16 protein-coding genes are annotated in these 21049 nt (G+C 68.4%); 7 read left to right on the top strand and 9 right to left on the bottom strand.

The annotated features are described in order from the left end of the window. A partial coding sequence (locus tag ACN6LM_RS32945; protein ID WP_445069057.1) for an FG-GAP repeat domain-containing protein occupies positions 1-671 on the bottom strand: 671 nt, incomplete at its 3' end. Positions 672-807: 136 nt separating this feature from the next. After that, positions 808-1665: an FG-GAP repeat domain-containing protein gene (locus ACN6LM_RS32950; protein WP_445069058.1), complete on the bottom strand. Its 858-nt coding sequence runs from the start codon at positions 1663-1665 to the stop codon at positions 808-810. A gap of 272 nt (positions 1666-1937) precedes the next feature. Between ACN6LM_RS32950 and ACN6LM_RS32955 the strand changes: the two genes are divergently transcribed. Beyond that, a complete protein-coding gene (locus tag ACN6LM_RS32955) occupies positions 1938-2198 on the top strand; it encodes a GlsB/YeaQ/YmgE family stress response membrane protein (RefSeq protein ID WP_445069059.1) in 261 nt (86 codons plus the stop codon). Positions 2199-2266: 68 nt separating this feature from the next. Here the strand turns inward: ACN6LM_RS32955 and ACN6LM_RS32960 are convergent, their stop codons facing one another. Genes ACN6LM_RS32960 through ACN6LM_RS32975 form a run of 4 tightly spaced genes read right to left on the bottom strand, consistent with a single transcriptional unit; the run spans position 2267 to position 6704 of the window. Next, entirely contained in the window at positions 2267-3646 is a 1380-nt protein-coding gene (locus ACN6LM_RS32960; protein WP_445069060.1) for a GH1 family beta-glucosidase, read from the bottom strand. 8 nt (positions 3647-3654) lie between these two features. Next, on the bottom strand, positions 3655-4509 hold the full coding sequence (locus tag ACN6LM_RS32965; RefSeq protein WP_445069061.1) for a carbohydrate ABC transporter permease: 855 nt from the start codon (positions 4507-4509) through the stop codon (positions 3655-3657). A gap of 5 nt (positions 4510-4514) precedes the next feature. Continuing rightward, positions 4515-5462 (bottom strand): carbohydrate ABC transporter permease, encoded by a 948-nt coding sequence (locus ACN6LM_RS32970; protein WP_445069062.1) that lies wholly within the window; start codon positions 5460-5462, stop codon positions 4515-4517. A 12-nt stretch (positions 5463-5474) separates the two neighbouring features. Continuing rightward, positions 5475-6704 (bottom strand): ABC transporter substrate-binding protein, encoded by a 1230-nt coding sequence (locus ACN6LM_RS32975; protein WP_445069063.1) that lies wholly within the window; start codon positions 6702-6704, stop codon positions 5475-5477. 269 nt (positions 6705-6973) lie between these two features. Here ACN6LM_RS32975 and yicI point away from each other — a divergent pair, with 269 nt between their 5' ends. After that, positions 6974-9229 carry an alpha-xylosidase gene (yicI, locus tag ACN6LM_RS32980; RefSeq protein ID WP_445069064.1) on the top strand — a complete coding sequence of 752 codons (2256 nt, stop codon included), beginning with the start codon at positions 6974-6976 and terminating at the stop codon, positions 9227-9229. Here yicI and ACN6LM_RS32985 read toward each other — a convergent pair. After that, positions 9198-10370: an alpha/beta hydrolase gene (locus ACN6LM_RS32985; RefSeq protein WP_445069065.1), complete on the bottom strand. Its 1173-nt coding sequence runs from the start codon at positions 10368-10370 to the stop codon at positions 9198-9200. The two genes, yicI and ACN6LM_RS32985, sit on opposite strands and share 32 nt — an antisense overlap. A gap of 158 nt (positions 10371-10528) precedes the next feature. Here ACN6LM_RS32985 and ACN6LM_RS32990 point away from each other — a divergent pair, with 158 nt between their 5' ends. Next, positions 10529-11497 (top strand): LysR family transcriptional regulator, encoded by a 969-nt coding sequence (locus ACN6LM_RS32990; RefSeq protein ID WP_445069072.1) that lies wholly within the window; start codon positions 10529-10531, stop codon positions 11495-11497. 26 nt (positions 11498-11523) lie between these two features. Continuing rightward, complete coding sequence (locus ACN6LM_RS32995) at positions 11524-12168, top strand: histidine phosphatase family protein (protein ID WP_445069066.1); 645 nt, start codon at positions 11524-11526, stop codon at positions 12166-12168. A gap of 60 nt (positions 12169-12228) precedes the next feature. On the opposite strand, the gene ACN6LM_RS33000 is transcribed toward ACN6LM_RS32995, so the two are convergent. Together ACN6LM_RS33000 and ACN6LM_RS33005 are read right to left on the bottom strand one after the other, a co-directional pair. Continuing rightward, complete coding sequence (locus ACN6LM_RS33000) at positions 12229-15795, bottom strand: GH92 family glycosyl hydrolase (RefSeq protein WP_445069067.1); 3567 nt, start codon at positions 15793-15795, stop codon at positions 12229-12231. A gap of 458 nt (positions 15796-16253) precedes the next feature. Further along, positions 16254-16664, bottom strand: a complete 411-nt coding sequence (locus ACN6LM_RS33005) for a hypothetical protein (protein ID WP_445069068.1) — start codon at positions 16662-16664, stop codon at positions 16254-16256. Between the two features lie 997 nt (positions 16665-17661). Between ACN6LM_RS33005 and ngcE the strand changes: the two genes are divergently transcribed. From ngcE to ACN6LM_RS33020, 3 genes are read left to right on the top strand one after another with little or no spacing between them, the layout of a single operon-like run. Further along, complete coding sequence (ngcE, locus tag ACN6LM_RS33010) at positions 17662-19110, top strand: N-acetylglucosamine/diacetylchitobiose ABC transporter substrate-binding protein (RefSeq protein WP_445069069.1); 1449 nt, start codon at positions 17662-17664, stop codon at positions 19108-19110. 33 nt (positions 19111-19143) lie between these two features. Next, complete coding sequence (locus ACN6LM_RS33015) at positions 19144-20067, top strand: carbohydrate ABC transporter permease (RefSeq protein ID WP_445069070.1); 924 nt, start codon at positions 19144-19146, stop codon at positions 20065-20067. A 12-nt stretch (positions 20068-20079) separates the two neighbouring features. Next, positions 20080-21003, top strand: coding sequence for a carbohydrate ABC transporter permease (locus ACN6LM_RS33020; RefSeq protein ID WP_445069071.1), 924 nt, complete (start codon positions 20080-20082; stop codon positions 21001-21003). Positions 21004-21049: the final 46 nt, after the last annotated feature.

Raw genomic sequence — 21049 nt, forward strand, 5'->3', positions numbered from 1 at the left:
GTGCCCTTGTACAGCCACAGGACGCCGGACTTGTCGCGGGCGACGACGTCGTTCTTGCCGTCGCCGTTCAGGTCGCCGTTGCCGGCGATCGCGCTGTAGATGTTCCAGCCGTAACCGGCCTTGATGCGCTTGGTGATGGTGCCGTTGCCGTACCCGAGGTAGACGTACAGGTCGCCCTTGGTGTCGACGGCGAGGATGTCACCGCCGGCGGCTCCGCCGATCTGGCCGGGGGAGACGATCTTGCTGTAGATGTTCCACCCGTAGCCGATCTTCACCGCCGACCCGTCGAACTTCAGGTAGCCCATGTTCCCGTTGTCCTCACGGAACCAGAGGCCGTCGCTGTCACCGTCGTTCTGGTGGTCGACCTGCATCATCGCGGAGACGCCGGTCCAGCCCTTGCCCTCCTGGGAGCGGGCGGTGAGGCCGCCCTTGCCGTTCGGGCCGTACGCGTACGCGAGACCCGCGGAGTTGACGGCGTAGAGCCAGAAGTGCGGGTTGGCGGTGGCCGCTGCGGGAGCCGCCGCCGGCTGGTCGGCCGAGGCGCCGAGCGAAGGCTGCGGGGCGTCGGCGGCCACGGCCGAGGTGCCGGTGGCGACGAGGGCGGCGGTGAGCGCCGCGGCTGCCGCGCGAGCGGCTATGCGCATGTGGTGCCGGCCAGTGGTTTTGGCCACAAGTACTCCATGGATCGTGAAGTGGGAGCGGCCCGCCGCACGTTGGCGGCGGGCCACCGATTCACGGGAATCGTGTCACGGTTTCGTACGCGAAACCTTCACGTTTCGTCATGACTGTGTAACCACTGTGACCGGCTCAGAAGAAGAGGCGGTAGGTGTTCCAGCCCGAGGTGCCGAGGATGGCCTTCGGCTTGAAGGGGGCGGCCGCGTCGCCGGTGCCCTCGTACAGGTACAGCTCGCCCTTGGAGTTGCGGGCGACCAGGTCGGTCCGGCCGTCCATGGTCAGGTCACCGGCGGCGAAGAGGGCGTTGTACTGGTTCCAGCCGCTGCCGATCTTGGTGCGCTTGGCGTACGGCGCCTTCTGGTCGCCGGTGCCCTTGTACAGCCACAGGACGCCGGACTTGTCGCGGGCGACGACGTCGTTCTTGCCGTCGCCGTTCAGGTCGCCGTTGCCGGCGATCGCGCTGTAGGTGTCCCAGCCGTAGCCGACCTTCAGGCGCTTGGTGACCTTGCCGTCGCCGTAGCCCAGGTAGAGGTAGAGATCGCCCTTCTTGTCGCGGGCGAGCAGGTCGCCGCCCTCGGCACCGCCGAACTGGCCGACCGACACCACGGTGTTGTAGGTGTCCCAGCCGTAACCGACCTTCACGGCGGGGGAGTTGCCCTCGTAGTACCAGATGTTGCCGGAGGTGCCGAGCTGCCAGCGGCCGTCCGCGAGGTTGTCCGCGTCGTTGTCCACCAGGCCGACGAACGCGAGGTTCGTCATGCCGGTCTCGAACGGGGTGCGCGGCGAGATGGCGCCGTCACCCTGCGGCACATAGGTGTACGCGTTGCCGGAGCCGTCGAGGCCGTAGAGGCCGAACATGGGCGCGTCGCCGACCTCGGCGGCGGAGGCGGAGGCGGCGGACGCGCCGGTGACGACCAGGGCCGCGGTTATCGCGGCGGCGGCGAGACGGGCGGCAGCCCGTCCGGGCCGACGGCCAGAGATCTTGGCCACGTGTGTTCTCCATGGGTGGTGGGACGAGGCGTGACGCGCCGCGGGATACGGGGACACGCCACGGAATTGAGGGTGATCCTTTCACGACTCCCTCACGTCTCCAAGGGTTTGTCGAAATGAGGCCAACGCATCGTCTTCGCCCCGGTATGCGGACACCGCGAAGGGGCCGGACGCCCTTCTCGTCCACGGCGGCATGCGTACACCGGTGTGTGCCGGGCAGGCGGAAGTCAGCTTCCCGAAACCAGTCGGACAGCGGTAGAAGAGGAGTTGTCGTGTCATTTCTGTGGGCCATCATCGCGGGACTCATCATCGGTCTGCTGGCCAAGCTGGTCGTGCCCGGCCGCCAGCCCATTCCCCTGTGGCTGACCGTCCTGCTCGGTATCGTCGGCGCCATCGCCGGCAACGCCCTCGCCACCGCCTTCGGTGTGCGTGACACCGGGGGCATCGACTGGATCCGCCACATCTTCCAGATCGGTGTCGCCGCCGTGCTCATCGCCTTCGTCAGCCCGATGTGGGCCCGACGACGCGCCTGACCGGCCACCCGTACGACGAACGCCCTGCCCACCGCGCACAGCGGTGGGCAGGGCGTTCGTCGCGTCGCTCAGGCCCGGTGCGCCGCGATCAGCGCCTGATACCAGCGGTAGCTGTCCTTCGGGGTGCGCTCCAGGGTGTCGTAGTCGACCCGGACGATGCCGAACCGCTTCGCGTACCCGAGTGCCCACTCGAAGTTGTCCAGCAGCGACCACACGTAGTAGCCCCGCACGTCGACGCCCGCGTCCATCGCGGACCGCAGCGCCGCCAGATGCGTACGCAGGTACTCCACCCGGTCCGCGTCCCGCACCGCACCGTCCGGCTCCACGGTGTCGTGCTCCGCCGAGCCGTTCTCCGTGATGTGCACCGGGGGCAGCGCGTCCCCGTAGGTGTCCTTCAGCGCGGTCAGCAGATCGGTGAAGGACTCCGGCACGACCGGCCAGCCCATCGCCGTCCGCCGCACGTCCGGGTACTGCCCCTCGGCGTAGCGGTTGTCCGTGGCGACCCGCAGCGCCGGGTCCGGCTCGCGGTGCGGGGCGTCGGCCACCACGATCGGGCGGTAGTAGTTGATGCCCAGGAAGTCCAGGGGCTGGGAGATCAGCTCCAGGTCGCCGTCGCGCCGGAAGTCCTGCCCGGTGATCAGCTCGCCCCAGGTCTCCTCCTCGGTGGCCGGGTAGCGGCCCGCGAGGATCGGCTCCGTCCACACCAGGTTGTGCTGGGTGTCCGCGCGGACCACCGCGGCCCGGTCGGCGTCCGTCGGCTTCGCCGGGACGTTGCGGTCCAGGTTCAGGGTGATGCCCGCCTCGCGGACCCCCGCCGCCTGCAGCGCCTTCATCGCCAGTCCGTGGCCGACGAGCAGGTGGTGCGCGGCGGCCAGGGCGCCGCGCCCCTCCTTCGCGCCGGGGGCGTGCCGCCCCACGGAGTAGCCGAGGAAGGCGCTGCACCACGGCTCGTTGAGGGTGATCCAGCGCGGCACCCGGTCGGCCAGGCGCTCGGCCACGATCTCCGTGTACTCGCCGAACCGCTCGGCCGTCTCCCGTACGCGCCAGCCGCCCCGGTCCTCCAGGGCCTGCGGCAGGTCCCAGTGGTAGAGGGTGGCGGCCGGCTCGATGCCCGCCTCCAGCAGCTCGTCCACCAGCCGGGAGTAGAAGTCGAGACCCTTCGGGTTCACCGCGCCGGAGCCCTCCGGCAGGATGCGCGACCAGGCGATCGAGAAGCGGTACGAACCGACCCCCAGTTCCCGGAGCAGCGCCACGTCCTCGCGGTAGCGGTGGTAGTGGTCGCAGGCCACGTCACCCGTGTCGCCGCCGTCCGTCTTCCCGGGCGTGTGGCTGTACGTGTCCCAGATGGACGGACCGCGTCCGTCCTCCCGCGCGGCGCCCTCGATCTGGTACGAGGCCGTGGCCGCGCCGAAGACGAAGCCGGGCGGGAAGACCGGGAACTCACTCATGGATACCCCTACTTGACCGAGCCACCGGTGATCCCGGCGGCGATGTACTTCTGCGACAGGACGAGCAGCACCGCCGCCGGCACCGCGGACAGCACGGAAGCGGCCATCACCGACCCCCAGTCGCCGACGTGGGCGCCGATGTACTGGTAGATGCCCAGCGTGATCGGCTTGACGTCGTCCGTGGTGTTCAGCGTCAGCGCGAACATGAAGTCGCTCCACGCGTACAGGAACGAGAACAGCCCGGCCGTGATCAGCGAGTTGCGGCTCATCGGCAGCACGACCCGCACGAAGGTCCGGAACCGTCCGGCCCCGTCGACCTCGGCGGCCTCGATGACCTCGCGCGGGATCGCCACCATGAACGACCGCATCAGCACGATCGCGAACGGGATGCCGAGCGAGGCGTCGGCCAGCATCAGCCCGGCGTACGAGTTGACCAGGCCGAGATCCACGTACGCGCTGTACAGGGCGTTGGCGATGACGATGCCCGGCACCATCTGGGTGATCAGCGTGCCGAAGACGATCGTCCGGGTGCCGCGCAGCTTGAACTGCGCCAGCCCGTACGCGGCGGGCGCCGAGATCGCCAGGCAGATCACGACCGCGCCCAGCGCCACCGCGAGCGAGGTCAGCAGGTTGCCGCCCTGGTCGGTGAGCGCCGAGCGGAAGCCCGACAGGTCCAGGCCGTGCGGGACGGGGTCGACCTCCAGCAGCCCGGATTCGGGCTGGAGCGCGGTGTTCACCATCCAGTACAGCGGGAACAGCATCACGCACAGCACCAGGACGCCGAAGATCATGGCGCCCCAGCGCCGCTTCGGCCGGCCGCTGGGCCGCGTGGGCGCGGCGGGGGTACGCACGGTGCTCGCCATGCCGGTCACTTCCCCTCGTTGCGGTTGGCCCGCAGGTAGAACACCGCGAAGACGGCGGAGATCAGGATCAGGATGTTGCCGACCACGGCACCGGCCCCGAAGTCCAGCTGGACGAAGGAGTTCTGGTACGTGAGGGTGCCGAGGGTCTGGGTGGAGTCGGCGGGTCCGCCGTCGGTGAGCGCCAGGATCAGGTCGAGGATCTTGACCGTCGACATGAAGCCGAGCACCAGGACCACGGTGATCACCGGCCGCAGCATCGGCAGCGTGATCGAGCGGAACGTCCGCCAGGCGGAGGCGCCGTCCAGCGAGGCGGCCTCGTACAGCTCCTTCGGGACCTCCTGGAGGCCGCCGTACAGGATCACCATGTTGAACGGGATGCCGATCCAGATGTTCACCAGGATCACCGAGATCAGCGCCATGCTCGTGCTGGTCAGCCACGGGGTGTCACCGCCGAGGCCGACGGTGCCGAGGAAGGAGTTGAGGACACCGGTGTCCTGGTCGAGGATGCGCCGCCAGACGACACCAGAGACGACCATCGGCACCAGCCACGGCAGCAGGATGAGCGACCGCAGCACGCCGTTCAGCGGGAAGCGGCGGTTGAAGAAGACCGCGAGGCCCAGGCCGATGCAGAACTGTCCGATCAGGGAGCCGATCGTGAACAGGATGGTGTGCCACAGGGCCTTGCCGAAGAGCTCGTCGTTGAAGACCTTGCTCCAGTTGTCCGTTCCGTTGAACGGGGACTTCCCCGTGAAGAACGTGGACGGCGAGTAGTCCTGGAAGCTCATCACGATGTTGCGGACGAGCGGGTAGCCGAAGAACAGCGCCATGAAGATCACGGCGGGGGCGATGAAGCCCCACTGGGCCAGGCGCCTGCGGCGCCGGACGCGGGCGGGGTTCGGCGGCTTCGCGGTCTTCTTGGTCACGAGCGCCGGTGCAGCGGTGGTGGTCGACATGGTTCGGATACCTCAGTTCCCGCTCGTCGCGCGCTTCTGGGCGCGGGTGAGGGCGGCCTCGCTCGACTCGCCGGTCAGGGCGGACTGGAACGCGCTCTGGAGCGCGAGGGAGACGGACGACCACCGCGCGCCGAGCTTGGCGGTACGCGACCGGGCCGTGGCGACCTGGTCGGCCAGGGCGTCCAGCTCGGGGACCTTCTTGCGCCACTCGGCGGCGGCCTTCTCGTTGGCCGGGACCATCCAGCTGTTCAGCGCGTAGGTGATCTGCTCCTGCTCGCCGGACATGCAGCCGATGATCTTCGCGGACATCTTCTCGCGCTTCTCGTCACCGGTGTTGGGCACGGTCAGTACGCCGCCGCCCAGCGGGCCCACCGAGTCGTCCCCGGCCTTCGGGACGGGGATCTCGGCGATGCCCCAGCGCAGCCCCTTCTTGGAGTTCAGGGTCTCCACCTGCCAGGGGCCGTTGATCATCATGGCCGCGTTGCCCGCCATGAACTGGTCGTTCACGTCGGCCTGGGTCCAGTTGACCGTCGACTTGGACAGGGAGCCGTCCTTGAGGAGGCTCTTCCAGTAGTCCAGCGCCCCGGCCACCTCGGGGGTGTCGAGCTTGGTCTCGTCGCCGCCGTTGGACCACATGAAGGGCGTGAACTGGAAGACGCCGTCCTCCGCGCCGCCCGCGCTGAGCGCCAGTCCGTACCGCTTGCCCTGCGTGAGCTTCTTCGCGGTCTCGCGCATCTCGGCCCAGGTGGTGGGGACCGCCAGGCCGGCCTTGTCGAGGGTGTCCTTGTTGTAGAAGAGCGCCAGGGTGTTCACCGTGCGCGCTGCTCCGTAGTACGTCCCCTCGTACGAGCCGAAGTTCACGATCCCCTCGGGGATGTCCGCGGTGGTCAGACCGAGGTCCTTCAGCGGGATCAGCCCGCCGGCCTCGGCGAACGTCGGCATCTCGGAGGCGTCCAGCTGGAGCACGTCGGGCAGCGACTTCGAGGACGCCATCCGCAGTGCCTTGGTCATCACCTGGGAGGCCGGGACGCTCTGCTGCTCGATGGTCACCCCCAGCTGCTTGCTGCACCGGGCCAGCGTCTGGGCGTCCCAGCGGTGGTACGACTCGTCGGTCGAGGAGTTCAGAACGGTGTACACGTCCGGGTCCCGCTGCTGGCCGCAGCCCGACAGGACCGCACCGCCGATCAGCGCGGAGACGACGGTGAGCGGGACGGCGACCCGTGGGGTGAAGCGGTTCGACATTCAGGTGCCTCTTGTCGGCAAGGGCCCGGGCGGCTGCGCTGCCGTCCGACCGATTTGTTTGCTGTCAGTACTAATACGTCATGGGGTCGCCCGTTTTCTAGACCGTCCTGGTGACGTGCACGTCACACAGGGGCAACATGCCCGGTCGCAAGGGGTCTTCCCGCCAGTGTTCACGCAGATTCGGGCGTTCCGAACGGCGAATCGAAGCGCTTCGAAAAAAATTTGTTTTGTGTACGATCAAAATCAGGACCCACAGGAACGGACCCCCCATGAAGTTCACCGACGGCTTCTGGCAGATGCGAGACGGTGTCCACGCCTCGTACGCCACAGAACTCCGCGACCTCCGCCTCGACCGCGACCGCCTCACCGCCTACGCGGCGGTCCAGCGCGTGACCCGGCGCGGGGACACCCTGAACGCCCCGCTGATCACCGTGGAGGCGTACGCCCCCGCCGAAGGCGTCATCGGGGTCCGCGTCACCCATCTGGCGGGCAAGCGCCACCCCGGCCCCGACTTCGCCCTGCCCGGCGCCACCGGTGACCCCTCCGCCGCCACCCGCGAGGAGGACGGCGGGGCCGCCGAGCTGACCAGCGGGCCGCTCACCCTCCGGCTCCCCGCCGGAGGCGGCTTCGGCCTGGAGTTCCGGGACGCCGACGGGCGCGTCCTGACCGCCGCCGGGCGCAAGGGCACCGCCTTCGCCACGACCGGCGACGGCGCCCACCACATGTTCGCCCAGCTCGCACTGGGCGTCGGCGAGACGATCCACGGGCTCGGCGAGCGGTTCACCCCGTACGTCAAGAACGGCCAGGTGGTCGACATGTGGCAGGCGGACGGGGGGACCAGCAGCGAGCAGGCGTACAAGAACGTCCCGTTCTACCTCTCCTCGCGCGGCTACGGCGTCTTCGTCAACCACCCCGGCAAGGTCTCCTTCGAGGTCGGCTCCGAGGCGGTCGGCCAGGTGCAGTTCAGCGTCGAGGACCAGACGCTGGAGTACTTCGTCGTCGCCGGACCCACCCCCAAGGAGGTCCTGGCCCGCTACACCGCGCTGACCGGCCGCCCGGCCCTGCCCCCGGCCTGGTCCTTCGGCCTCTGGCTGACCACCTCGTTCACCACCGCGTACGACGAGGCGACCGTGACCTCGTTCGTGGACGGCATGGCCGAGCGAGGCATCCCGCTCTCCGTGTTCCACTTCGACTGCTTCTGGATGCGCGAGTACCAGTGGTGCGACTTCGAGTGGGACCCGGACGTCTTCCCCGACCCGGAGGGCATGCTCGCCCGGCTCAAGGACAAGGGCCTGCGGATCTGCGTCTGGATCAACCCGTACATCGCCCAGAAGAGCCCCCTGTACGCGGAGGGCGCGGCCAAGGGCTACTTCGTGCGCACCCCCGAGGGCGACGTCTGGCAGTGGGACAAGTGGCAGGCCGGCATGGCGCTGGTGGACTTCACCAATCCGGAGGCCACCGCCTGGTTCCAGGGCAAGCTGCGCACGCTCCTCGGCCAGGGCGTCGACGGCTTCAAGACGGACTTCGGCGAGCGCATCCCCACCGACGTCGTCTGGCACGACGGCTCCGACCCGGAGCGCATGCACAACTACTACACGCACCTGTACAACAAGGCCGTCTTCGAGCTTCTGGAGAAGGAGCGCGGCCAGGGCGAGGCCGTCCTCTTCGCCCGCTCCGCCACGGCCGGCGGACAGCAGTTCCCCGTGCACTGGGGCGGCGACTGCTGGTCCTCCTTCGAGGCGATGGCGGAGTCCCTGCGCGGCGGCCTCTCGCTGAGCCTGTCCGGCTTCGGTTTCTGGAGCCATGACATCGGCGGCTTCGAGGGCACCCCGGACCCGGCGGTCTTCAAGCGCTGGCTCGCCTTCGGCCTGCTCTCCTCGCACAGCCGGCTGCACGGCTCCTCGTCGTACCGCGTGCCGTGGGAGTTCGGCGACGAGGCGGTCGAGGTCGCCCGGCGCTTCACGGAGCTGAAGCACCGCCTCATGCCCTACCTGTACGGTGCGGCCGTCGAGGCCCACCGCACCGGCGTCCCCGTCATGCGCCCGATGCTCCTGGAGTTCCCGGACGACCCGGCCGCCCGCACCGCCGACCGGCAGTACATGCTCGGCCCCGACCTCCTGGTCGCCCCGGTCTTCAGCGAGGACGGCGAGGTGGAGTACTACGTCCCCGAGGGCACCTGGACCCATCTGCTCACCGGCGAGACCGTCACCGGCCCGGCCTGGCACCGGGACACCTACGGCTTCGACAGCCTCCCGCTGCTGGTCCGGCCCGGCGCGGTCCTCCCGCTCGGCGCCGACACCTCCCGGCCCGACGGCGACTGGACGGACGGCCTCCAGCTGCGCGTGTACGCCCCCGAGGGCACCGGCGACCTCCACCGCACGGTGACCGTCCCCGGCCTCACGGGCGAGCCCGCCGCCACGTACGAGGTGGTCCGCGAGGGCGGCGCGCTCCGGGTCACCGCCGACACGGACCGGTCGTACGAGGCGGTGGTCGTCACGCCCGGGGCGAGCGCTCCCGCGATCTGACCCAGGCGGTGAACGCCTCGACCGCGTCCACCACCGCGTCGAAGCGGAGCGAGTGGTACAGGTCGAAGGCGTGGTGCCCGCCGCGCAGCTCGGCGTAGACGACCGGGCTCTCGGACGCGTCGCGCAGCCCCTCGGCCACCTCGCGGATGCCGGCGACCGGCACCAGGGGGTCCAGATCGCCGTGGACGATCAGCATGGGCGGCGCGTCCGGCCGGGCATGGCCCAGCGGGGACGACTCGGGGCCCTGGTGCCAGTACGCGCCCAGGAAGCCGTTCAGCACGACGACCCCGCTGACCGAGGTGTCGGCGTCCTCGAAACCCGGCTGGAACGCGGGGTCGTCGGAGGTTAGGGCGGCGATCGAGCCCAGGTGGCCGCCCGCCGAGCTGCCCGCCACGAACACGCTCGACGGGTCGGCCCCGTACTCCTGGGCGTGCTCCCGCGCCCAGGCGATCACCCGCTTCAGGTCGATCATGTGCTCGGGGTGCCGGACCTGCGGCTTCAGCCGGTAGTTGGCGCTGATGGTGACCCAGCCCCGGCTCGCCAGCCGGTACAGGAGCGGCAGCGACTGGCTGTTCTTGTGGCCGCCGGTGTAGCCGCCGCCGTGCATGTGGATCAGCACGGGCGCACCCTGCGGGCGGGCCCGGTGGTGGTACACGTCGAGCAGATTGCGACGCCCCGCGTCCCCGTACGACAGGTTGGCCACGCGCCGCACGTCCCGGCGCCGCTTGAGGATCGGCACGAACAGGACGCGCAGCCACGGGGGCCGGTGCCGCAGCCCCTCGGCCAGGTCCGCGTCGATGGCGGCGCGCCAGTTCCCGCCCAGCCCCTCGGCCATCGCGCGCTCGATGCGGTCCCGCTCGCCCCACGCGCGGTGGGCGATCACCGCGAGCCCGGGCACGGTCAGGGTGGCCAGCGCGACGATGCCCCACGCGCCCGGCGAGTCCATGACGTCGTCCTGGGCGAAGGCCATCACCGTAGGGACGAGCAGCATCCAGAAGAAGGCGGCGAACGGCAGCTCGTTGGCGGCCAGTCCGAGGATGTAGCTGGGGCGGCCCAGTGGGTGCTCGAACGGCACCGGTCTCAGCGCACACCACGTGCCGATCGCGACGATGAGCACGGGGACCAGATATCCGACAGGCACGGCACCTCCTGGGACGGCAGCCGGGCCTGCCTACGCCTGCGCGCCCCCGGTCGAGGGCGGCGCCCCCCAGTCTTCCCCGACGCCCGCGAGGCATCAACGACGGGACTGGTAACGTCTTTTGACTCTGGGCTAAAGAATCCGGGGGGCCGGGCGTGGAGATGCGGGAGATCGAGATATTCCTGACGCTCGCGGAGGAGCTGCACTTCAGCCGCACCGCCGAGCGGCTGGGCATCAGCCCCGGCCGGGTCAGCCAGTTGGTCAAGAAGCAGGAACGCCTCATCGGCGGCCCCCTCTTCGACCGCACCACCCGCACCGTGCGCCTCTCCCCCCTCGGCGAGCAGCTGTACGAGGCACTGAAGTACGGCCACGAGCAGATCACCCGGGGCATCGAGGCCGCCAAGGCCACAGCCCGGGGCACCAGGGGCACCCTGACCCTCGGCACCATGGGCCCGTACGCCCTCCAGATCAAGGACACGCTCGACCTCTTCCAGGCCCGCCACCCCGACGCCCGCGTCCGGCACCGCGAGATCCAGCCCGCCTCACCGCTCGACCTCCTCGTGTCGGGCGAGGTGGACGTGGTCTACGTATGGCTGCCCGTCGACGGTCCGGGGCTGACCGTCCTGCCGACCGGGCACACCTCCGCGCTGTTCCTGATGGTCTCCGCCGGCCACCCCTTCGCGGAGCGGGAGTCCGTCTGCCTGGAGGACTTCGGCGACTGCGCCGTCGTCGAGGGCGGCTCGATCCCCTCCGCGATGGAGGAGGCCCTCAACCCCCGGCGCACCCCCTCCGGCCGCCCGGTCCGCCGGGGGCCCCGGGTCACCACGTGGCAGGAGGCGCTCAGCGTCGTCGCCTCGGGCCAGGCCACCGCCGCCGTACCGGCCGAGACGCCGGACTTCTACACGTGGCCCAGCCTGGCCTTCGTCCCCATCCGCGACGCGCCGCCCTGCCGGTGGGCCCTGGTCTGGCGGACCGCGGCGGAGTCACCGCTCATCCGGGCGTTCGCCGAGGCGTCCCAGGACGCCTCCCAGGACGTTTCGTCTCCTTACGGGCGCGCCCGCTCTCCCGCCCCAGGCCGGAATGCGATCGTGGACCGGCGGGTTAGCGCCTGTACAGAACATGAGCGGTAACAGCACTGAGAGCGGATGGCCTTCACATGGGCGAGCTGATCCTGATCCGGCACGGCGAGACCGAGTGGTCCCGCAACGGGCGCCACACGAGCCACACCGATCTGCCCCTGACCCCCCTCGGTGAACGCCAGGCCCGCGCCCTGGCCCCCCTGCTCGCCGACCGGTCCATCGCGCTCACCCTCGTCAGCCCCCTGGTCCGGGCCCGGCGCACCGCCGAACTCGCCGGGCTCGCCGCGCCCCGCATCACACCGGAGCTGCGCGAGTGGGACTACGGCGGTTACGAGGGCATCACCACGGACGAGATCCGTCGTACCCGGCCCGACTGGAACCTCTGGACCGACGGTGTCGGCGCCGGTCCGGAGGCCCACCCCGGCGAGACCCCGGCGGAGGTCGGGGAGCGGGCCGACCGGGTGCTGGCCGAGGTCGCGGAGGCGGCCGGCCGCGCCGGGGACGAGGACATCGTGCTCGTCGCCCACTCCCACTTCCTGCGCGTCCTGACCGCCCGCTATCTGGGCCTGACCCCGGCCGAGGGCACGCTCTTCCAGCTGGCCACGGGCGCCGTGTCCCGGCTGGGCCGGGAACACGGCAACCCGGTCATCACCGCGTGGAACGTCACGCTGCCGGAGAGCCTGTTCCCGGCGGCGGTCCCGGAGACACCGGACCGGGCCTGAGGTACGCGGACGGCCGGCAGCCCACGGGGAGCTGCCGGCCGTCCGCGTACACGGATGCGGTCAGGCGATCAGCTCCACCTCCGCGAGCGAAGCCTCACCGTCGAACACCAGCCGGTAGTGCGCGTACGAGCCGGGGGACTCCACGGAGAAGGCCCGTGTCTGCTTGTCCCAGGCGAAGGACTGGCTGGACCGCTTGTCGAGGTCCTTCCAGCTCTTGCCGTCCGACGAGCCCTGGAGCACCCAGCCGGCCGGTGCCGTCGCCCTGGCGGCCGAGGTCAGCGTGTACTGGACGCCCTTCGTGGCGGACGGAACCGGCAGTTCGACCGTGGCGGCCGTGCCGGTGGTGGCCGAGGTGTTGTCGAACAGCGGGCCCTCGCCCTTCAGCACGTCCTTGCGCGGGGACGGCACCTGGTCGTCCTGGGTGATGGAGACCGGCGCGGCGTCCTTGCCGGTGCCCCAGGCGGACGGCTTCGGTCCCATGTCGAAGTCCAGCGTCCCGCCCTTGGCCAGCAGGTCGTGCGGCAGCGAGGTGGACGTCCACTTCTTGCCGTTCACCTTCAGGCCCTGGACGTAGATGTTCTTCGCGCTGTTCTTCGGCGCCTTGACGACCAGCGTGCGGCCGTTCTCCAGGTGCACCGTCGCCTTGGTGAAGAGCGGCGAGCCGATCGCGTACTCGCCACTGCCCATCACCAGCGGGTAGAAGCCGAGCGAGGAGAAGAGGAACCAGGCCGACTGCTCGCCGTTGTCCTCGTCGCCGTGGTAGCCCTGGCCGATCTCGCTGCCCGTGTACAGCCGGCCCAGGACCTCGCGGACCTTCTCCTGCGTCTTGTACGGCTGCGAGGCCGCGTCGTACATGTACGTGACGTGGTGGGCGACCTGGTTGCTGTGCCCGTACTGGCCCATCCGTACGTCACGGGCCTCCGTCATCTCGTGGATGACCCCGCCGTAGCTGCCCGCGAACTCCGGGGTACCGGTCTCCGGGGTGGCGAAGTAGGTGTCCAGCTTCTTGGCGAGGCCGTCCCGGCCGCCGTAGAGGTTGGCCAGGCCCTTGCTGTCCTGCGGAGCGGTGAAGGCGTAGCCCCAGCCGTTGGTCTCCGTGTAGTCGTAGCCCCAGACGCGCGGGTCGTAGAGGCCGGACGGCAGCCGCCAGTCGCCCTTGGCGTCCTTGCCCTGGAAGAAGCCGGCCTTGTCGTCGAACAGCTCCACGTAGTCGCGGGCCCGGTTCATGAAGTACTCGGACTCGTCCTTGTAGCGCTGCTCGTGCGTCTTCCTGTAGAGCGCCTCACCCATCTTCGCGATGCCGTAGTCGTTGACGTAACCCTCCATCGACCAGGACATGCCCTCGTGGGTCGTGGTGTCGGCGTACCCCTTGAACGGGGACGTCTCCATCCCCTTGCGGCCCACACCGGAGCTCGGCGGCACGACCGTCGCGTTCTTCACGGCCGCGTCGTACGCCGCCTTCGCGTCGAACTTCACGCCCTTGACGTACGCGTCGGCGAACGCCACGTCCGAGGAGGTGCCGGTCATCAGGTCCGCGTAACCCGGCGAGGACCAGCGGGATATCCAGCCGCCGTCCTTGTACTGCTGCACGAAGCCGTCGACCATCTCGCCCGCCCTCGAAGGGGTCAGGAGCGAGTAGGCCGGCCAGGTCGTCCGGTAGGTGTCCCAGAAGCCGTTGTTGACGTACACCTTGCCGTCGACGATCTTCGCGCCCGTGTGCGTCGGGGTGTCCGAGCCGGTCTGCGACGAGAAGGGGGAGGCGTACTTGTCCTTGCCGTCGACCTTCTCGGAACCCGAGTTCGGGTAGAGGTAGAGCCGGTACAGGCTGGAGTACAGCGTGGTCAGCTGGTCGGCGGTGGCGCCCTCGACCTCCACCTTGCCGAGCAGGTCGTCCCAGGCGTCCTGCGCCTTGTCCTCGACCCGGCCGAAGGAGTGCGAGGCAGGGATCTCGGCGGCCAGATTCTTCTTCGCCTGGTCGATGCTGATCAGCGAGGTCGCCAGGCGGAGGTTCACCGTGCGGTCCTTGCCCGCGTCGAACCGCAGGTAGCCGGTGACGTCGTCACCGCCGCCGCCCGAGAGCTTGCCGCTCGCGGTGACCGGCGCGTCGAAGACGCCGTACACGAACAGGCGCGTCGCCCCGGTCGAGCCGCCGCTCTTCACGTCCGAGAAGCCGGTGAACGAGCTGGTCGCCGGGTCCAGGGTGAGCCCGCCGTCGTTGGAGACGTTGTCGAAGACGATGCTCGCGTCCTTGCCCGGGTACGTGAACCGCATCCGCGCCGCGTGATCGGCCGGCGTCATCTCGGCCTTGAGGCCGTTCTCGAACGTCACGCCGTAGTAGTGCGGCCGCGCGGTCTCGTTCTCGTGCCGGAAGGGCAGCGCGCGGGCCGTGCGCGAGGCGTCCGGGGTGCCGGAGGCCGCCGAGGGCATCAGCTGGAAGGTCTGCCGGTCGCCCATCCAGGGGCTCGGCTCGTGGCTCGCGGCGAACGCCTGGAGCGTGGGCAGGTTGTCGTCGTTGTTGCCCCGCGCGTAGTCGTAGAGCCAGCTGGTCGAGCCGGCGTTGGTGACCGGCGTCCAGAAGTTGAACCCGTTGGGGACCGCCGTCGCGGGGAAGTTGTTGCCACGCGAGAAGGAGCCGCTGGAGTTGGTGCCCCGGATGGTGGAGGCGTAGTCCGCGAGGTGCGCCTTGCGCTTCTCCGGCTTCGCGGGCGCGATCTTCAGGTCGTCGATCCAGCCCTGGAACTTGGCCGTGCCCTTGGGGGAGTCGTACGCGACCAGGATGCGGTCGACGGTCTTCCCCGCGGCGACCGTGCCGATACCGGCCTCGACCTTGTTCCACTGGTTGACGTAGAGCCGCTTGGCGTCCGCCTGGCCCTGCGGCGTCAACAGCCCGCCGTTGGTGTCGGTGGCGTGCAGGTCGCTCAGGTAGGTGCCGTCCGTGAAGGCCAGGTCCACCGCGACGTGCGTGGCCGGGTAGGACAGGTCCGTCTCGCCCATCTGCGGGTAGACCAGGTAGGACAGCTCGGTGTCCCGGGTGATCCGGGTGTTCACGTCGAACACCTTGTTGTACGAGTACGCCCGGCCGTCCGCCTTGTGGGTGCCCGCGTACCGCAGCGCCTTCCTGCCGGTGAAGCCCGCGCCGGCCTTGGCGGTGGGGGAGCCGGAGGGGCCGTTGCTGATCTGCGTGCGCATGTCGGAGGGCGCGGGGGCGGAGGTGTCGCCGTCGGAGAACTGGACGTCGGCGAGCTGGGTGGCGTCGGTGGCGCCGTTGTTCTTCGTGATGTCGAGGCGGAAGTGCTGGTATGCCTTGTCCGCCTCGAAGTCGTACGACTTGGTCTGGAAGCGCTCGCTGAAGGTCTGGCCGGTCCGGGTGTCCAGGTCCGTCCAGGTCTTGCCGTCGTCGGAGCCCTGGAGCGTCCAGTCCTTGGGGTCGCGCTCGTCGTGGTCGTCGGCGGAGGTGAGCGCGTACGTCACGACCTTCACCGGCTCGGTGAGGTCGAACTCCAGCCAGGCGGTGGGCTCGAACGACAGCCATTTCGTCCTCGACTCTCCGTCGACGAGGTTCTCCTTCACCTCCCCGCCGCCGGTGTTCTCGTCGCTCGCGCGGACGTCGGTGACCCGGTCGGTCACATTGCCCGGTATCCCGGAGGAGAATCCGCCATCGACACCCGATGACCGCTTCTTTCCGTCGGAGCCCTCTTCTACGGAATTGCGCCAGTCCGGCTGCTTTTCGTCTTCTTCGAAGGACGTGCTGAACGTTCGGTCACCGGTGGGCCGTTGGCCCCGCGGGCCTGATCCGGCCGATTGAGCGGCGGCCGCCGTGGGGGCTGTCACGACCACCACCAATGAGGCCGCGATCAGCGCTGCCGTGCTGCTTCGTCTCGTACGAGAACGGTGTCGGGGGTGCATGCCGAGCCATTCCTCCCGGGGAAGTGTGCGCTTGGACAACGTTGTCAGAAGGTGCGCAGGAACAAGTAGGGAGTGAAGTGGCTCATGGTGTCAAGGAGTTGCCCTGAAGAGGCTGATACGGGCGAAGGGGCACCCGAGGTCCGGGTGCCCCTTCGCTGTCGCAGATCCGGGGGTGACTGTCAGGCGTGGCCGGAGGGGCTGTACTCGACGCTCGCGGCCACCGTGGTGCCGTCCGAGCGGACCGCCCACATGTGCAGCCGGATGACCGAGCTGTCGGGCTCGACGTTGACCGTCTTGTAGTTGCAGTTGCCGAGGGGGTTATTGAAGCTGGGGGCCGATTCGCTGCCAACGGCCTGCCAGGAGCGGGTGCTCTCGTACCACTTCTGCACGCTCGCCTTCACGGTGTACCCGTCAGCGTCCTGGTCGCACACGCCGAGCAGGTCTCCGTCGCGCTTGAAGTTCGCGGACCCGTAGCCGTTGTTGTAAATGGTGAGGTAGGCGTCCTCGGCGGATGCGGCCGGCCCGAACACGCCGACCAGGGTGAACGCTGCTGACGCGGCGAGTGCCGCCTTGACCACGCGGTTCTTCACGGTTTGTCCAGTCTTCCGGGGCGCAGATCGCGCTGCTGGCATCTATGCGGGGCGACAGTAGCAGCTTGGCATGGCCATGAAGCGGTCCATCCGGAGTCGGGTGGCGCGCGTTCGCGATTGCGGGATATCGGCCGTGCTAGAGGATGCTGTTCGGCTTGAAAGGGAAGGGCGACTGTCTGGTTTGCGCCCATACTGTCTTCCCTGCCGCTCGTCTATCCGATAGGCGTTCATGGCGTGTGCCGCAGCGGTAACGCCGGTAGCCCCCAGAAATGCGACGACGTCACAGGGTCCGGCGCAGTGCGGGGCCGGTTCTGAATCGATACCGGGCGCGTCATCAACGAGCTCGCTTGCCCAATAGTGGCCGCGGTCGGTCTTTGCGGCGGGGCGATGGGCTGTATTTGCATGTGCGGATGCGAGCCGGCGTCACCTCGGTAACGCCATCTGCCGGGGCGAAGAAGCAAGGGCGGGGCGGGCCGGCTCGTTCCGCCCGCTCGGCGAGGGGGATGACGCTCCCGGGCCGCCCGCCCGCGATGCCCTTACGGCCGGCGGTGGGGTGCGCGCGACCGCGTCCGCCGAGAGGCCGGCGCTTCCGGCCGGGCCTCATCGGCCGTGGCCTCCGCGGCCCTGAGCCCATCGCGTTCCGGGCGAGGGCGGTGCGAAGCGGCTGCCGCGGTGCCCGGTGATGTCGGGTGAGCGACGACGTGCGAGCTCGCAAGGTCTCAAGTAGGGAAAGACTCTTTCGTAAGTCTGCATTCGATCTTGCGTAGTTGACGAGAAGTGGACTATACCTGTCGGCGTCCGCTCAGCCGGGTTGTCGGCGGCGGTTCAGGGGGAATCGGAAGCAGTCCGCACAACGAGGACGTTGCATGCCAGAGGCTCCCTGTGGCCAGAATGATCCAGCTTCATCTGATCGCGGTGGCGGAGCTCTTCGCTGAGGCACATTCTCGACGGGTAGCCGATACACCGCCTGAGTCCTGTAGAAGGCGAGGACTTGAGCATGGGTTCCACCTCCGCTCACGGCGACGAGAATCTCGGACGCCGCGCAGTGATCAAGCGTTCTGCCGCCCTTGGGCTGATCGCCGTTCCCACGATGGGTTTCCTGACGAGCTGTGCCACCGGTGGCGGTGGCGGCAACGAAAAGGAGACCAAGGCTCCGACGGGTAAGACCTCTGCGACGAACCCCCTGGGAGTGAAAAAGGGGGAGGCATTGGAGGCGTTCATCTTCAAGGGCGGTCTGGGCGACCAGTACGCCAAGGACGCGGAGGCCGACTACAAGACGAAGTACGGCGCGTCGGTCAAGCACACCGGCACCCAGCAGGTCGGTCCGAAGCTGACTCCGCGCTTCGCGGGTGGCAACCCGCCGGACATCATCGACAACTCCGGCGCCGACCACCTGGACATGAACAAGCTCTCCACCCAGGGGCAACTTCAGGACTTGAAGCCTCTGTTGGAGGCGGCGTCCGTGGATGACCCCGCCAAGAAGGTCAAGGACACGATCCACCCCAGCACGCTGGAGAAGGGTCTGCACGGCGACAAGTTCGACGTGCTCTACTACGCCTTCACCATCTACGGCACCTGGTACTCGCAGAAGTTGATGGACTCGAAGGGGTGGACGTACCCCAAGAGTCTCGATGACATGGTCAAGCTCTGCGGCGAGATCAAGAAGGAGGGCATCGCGCCCTGGACGTACGCGGGCAAGTACCCGTACTACGTCCACTTCAACCTCTTCGCCCAGATCGCCAAGATCGGCGGCATGGACGCCTGGATGGCGATCGACAACCTCGAACCGAACGCCTGGACCAAGAACGACGCGGTCAAGGAGGTCATCGAGCACTACGAGGAGCTGGCTGCCAAGAAGTACTTCCTGGAGGGCAGCCAGGGCCTCACCCACATCCAGTCGCAGACCCAGTGGACCAAGGGCAAGGCCGTGTTCATCCCGAACGGCTCCTGGGTCGAGAACGAGGCCGCGCCGACGACGCCGGAGGACTTCGGCATGGCCGTCGGTGAACTCTTCGACGGCACGGGCGACAAGCTTCCGCACGGAACGCTGCGCGCCGAGCCGAGCGAGCCCTTCATCGTGCCGAGCAAGGGCAAGAACCCGGTGGGCGGCATGGAGATGCTGCGCATCATGCTCTCGAAGAAGCACGCGCAGAACTTCGCCACCAAGGTCAAGTCCCTCACCTGCGTGGTCGACGCGACCGAGGGGATGCAGCTCTCCCCGGGGCTGGCCTCGGCCAGCAAGGTGTTCAAGGCCGCCGGGACCAACCTCATCAGCCTCCAACTGCAGGAGTGGTACCCGGCGCTGACGGACGAGAAGATGGGCGGTCTGACCGGCCAGCTGCTCACGGGGGACCTGAAGGCATCCGACTGGATCAAGAAGACCCAGGAAGCCTGCGACAAGGTCGCCAAGGACGACTCGATCGCGAAGTTCAAGCGCACTTCCTGAGTACGAAACCGAGGAGAAGGGCCGGGAAGCACCATGCAACACGGCAAGTACCGATTCGTCGCGGGCTTCCTGGCCCTGCCTCTGATCGTCTATGCGATCTTCGTGATCTCACCGTTCGTCCAAGCGTTCCAGATTTCGATGACCGACTGGTCCGGACTGGTCGGGACGTCCAAGTTCGTGGGCCTCGACAACTTCCAGCGGCTTTGGGAGAGCGACGAGTTCTGGAATGCGCTGCGCCATAACATCTACATGCTCGCACTGATCCCCGTGATCACCCTGGGTATGGGACTGTTCTTCGCCTTCATGCTCAATGTGGGTGGACGCCGCAGGAAGAACGAGGTGGTCACCGGGGTGACCGGGTCGAAGTTCTACAAGTTCGTCTTCTTCTTCCCCCAGGTCATTTCCATCACCATCATCGCGGTGATCTGGTTCAACATCTACAACCCGGACCCGCACGACGGAATGCTCAACGCGCTCCTGGGGTCCGTGGGCCTCGACTCGTTGCAGAACGCGTGGCTGGGCGAGAAGAGCATCGCGCTCTGGTGCATCAGCGCCGTGATGGTGTGGAGCAACGTGGGCTTCTACGTGGTCCTGTTCTCCGCGGCCATGGCATCGATTCCGCGTGACATCTACGAGGCGGCCCTGCTCGACGGGGCCGGCCGTTTCGACACCTTCTTCAAAATCACCCTCCCGCTGCTGTGGGACACCGTGCAGACCGGCTGGGTGTACATGGGCATCATCGCGCTCGACGCGTTCGCCCTGGTCCAGATCATGTCGGTGAACATGGGCGGGCCGGACGGCGCCACTGACGTCATGCCGCTGCGGCTCTTTCAAACGGCCTTCCGTGACAGCCAGTTCGGTTACGCCTCCGCCATGGGTGTCGCGATGCTGATCGTCACGATGGCCTTCGCCGTGCTCACCATGCGCTTTGCGCGGCGTGAGCGAATCGAGTTCTAGGGATACGGGCGAATGACGATCGAGGAAACAGACGTCGTGGCGAAGCAGGACTCGGTTCCGCAGGCCACGAAGAAGCAGGGGCGCACCAGGGGAGCCGGCAGCGAGGGCGGTGTCCTCAACGTCTTCTCCCACGGCATGCTGGTCGTATGGACGCTGATGGTGGGCGTGCCGCTGCTGTGGGTGCTGTGGAGCGCGTTCAAGGACAGCAACGGCATCCTGACCGACCCGTGGGGACTGCCGACCGTCCTGCACTGGGAGAACTGGTCCAACGCGTGGAACGACGCGAACATGGGCCGCTACTTCATCAACACGGCTATCGTGGTGGGCGGTTCGGTCACCGGCACGATGGTCCTCGGCTCGATGGCCGCGTACGTTCTCGCCCGGTTCCAGTTCCCGGGGAACAGGTTCATCTACTACCTCTTCGTCGCGGGCATGTCCTTCCCCGTCTTCATGCTGGTGATCCCGCTCTTCTTCGTGCTGCGGGACTTCCCGGGGAGCTCACTGCTGGCGACGTACCACGGACTCATCCTGGTCTACATCGCCTACTCGCTGCCCTTCACGGTGTTCTTCATGACGTCCTTCTTCCGCACTCTGCCGACCTCGGTGGCGGAGGCGGCACTGATCGACGGTGCCTCGCACACCCGGACGTTCTTCCAGGTGATGCTGCCGATGGCGAAGCCCGGCCTCATCAGCATCGGCATCTTCAACTTCCTGGGGCAGTGGAACCAGTACCTGCTGCCCATGGTGCTCAACCAGGACGAGCACAAGTACGTACTGACCCAGGGGCTCGCGATGATCGCGCTCCAACAGGGCTACGACAACGACTGGGGAGCCCTCATGGCGGGCATGATGATCGCCATCCTGCCCGTGCTGATCGTGTACGCCATCTTCCAGCGCCAGGTGCAGGCGGGCCTGACCGCCGGCGCGCTGAAGTAGCTGTTCGCCCCTGGTGCACGGAACCGCCCGCCGGCGTTGCCGGCGG

The sequence above is a fragment of the Streptomyces sp. SAS_281 genome, assembly GCF_052542855.1.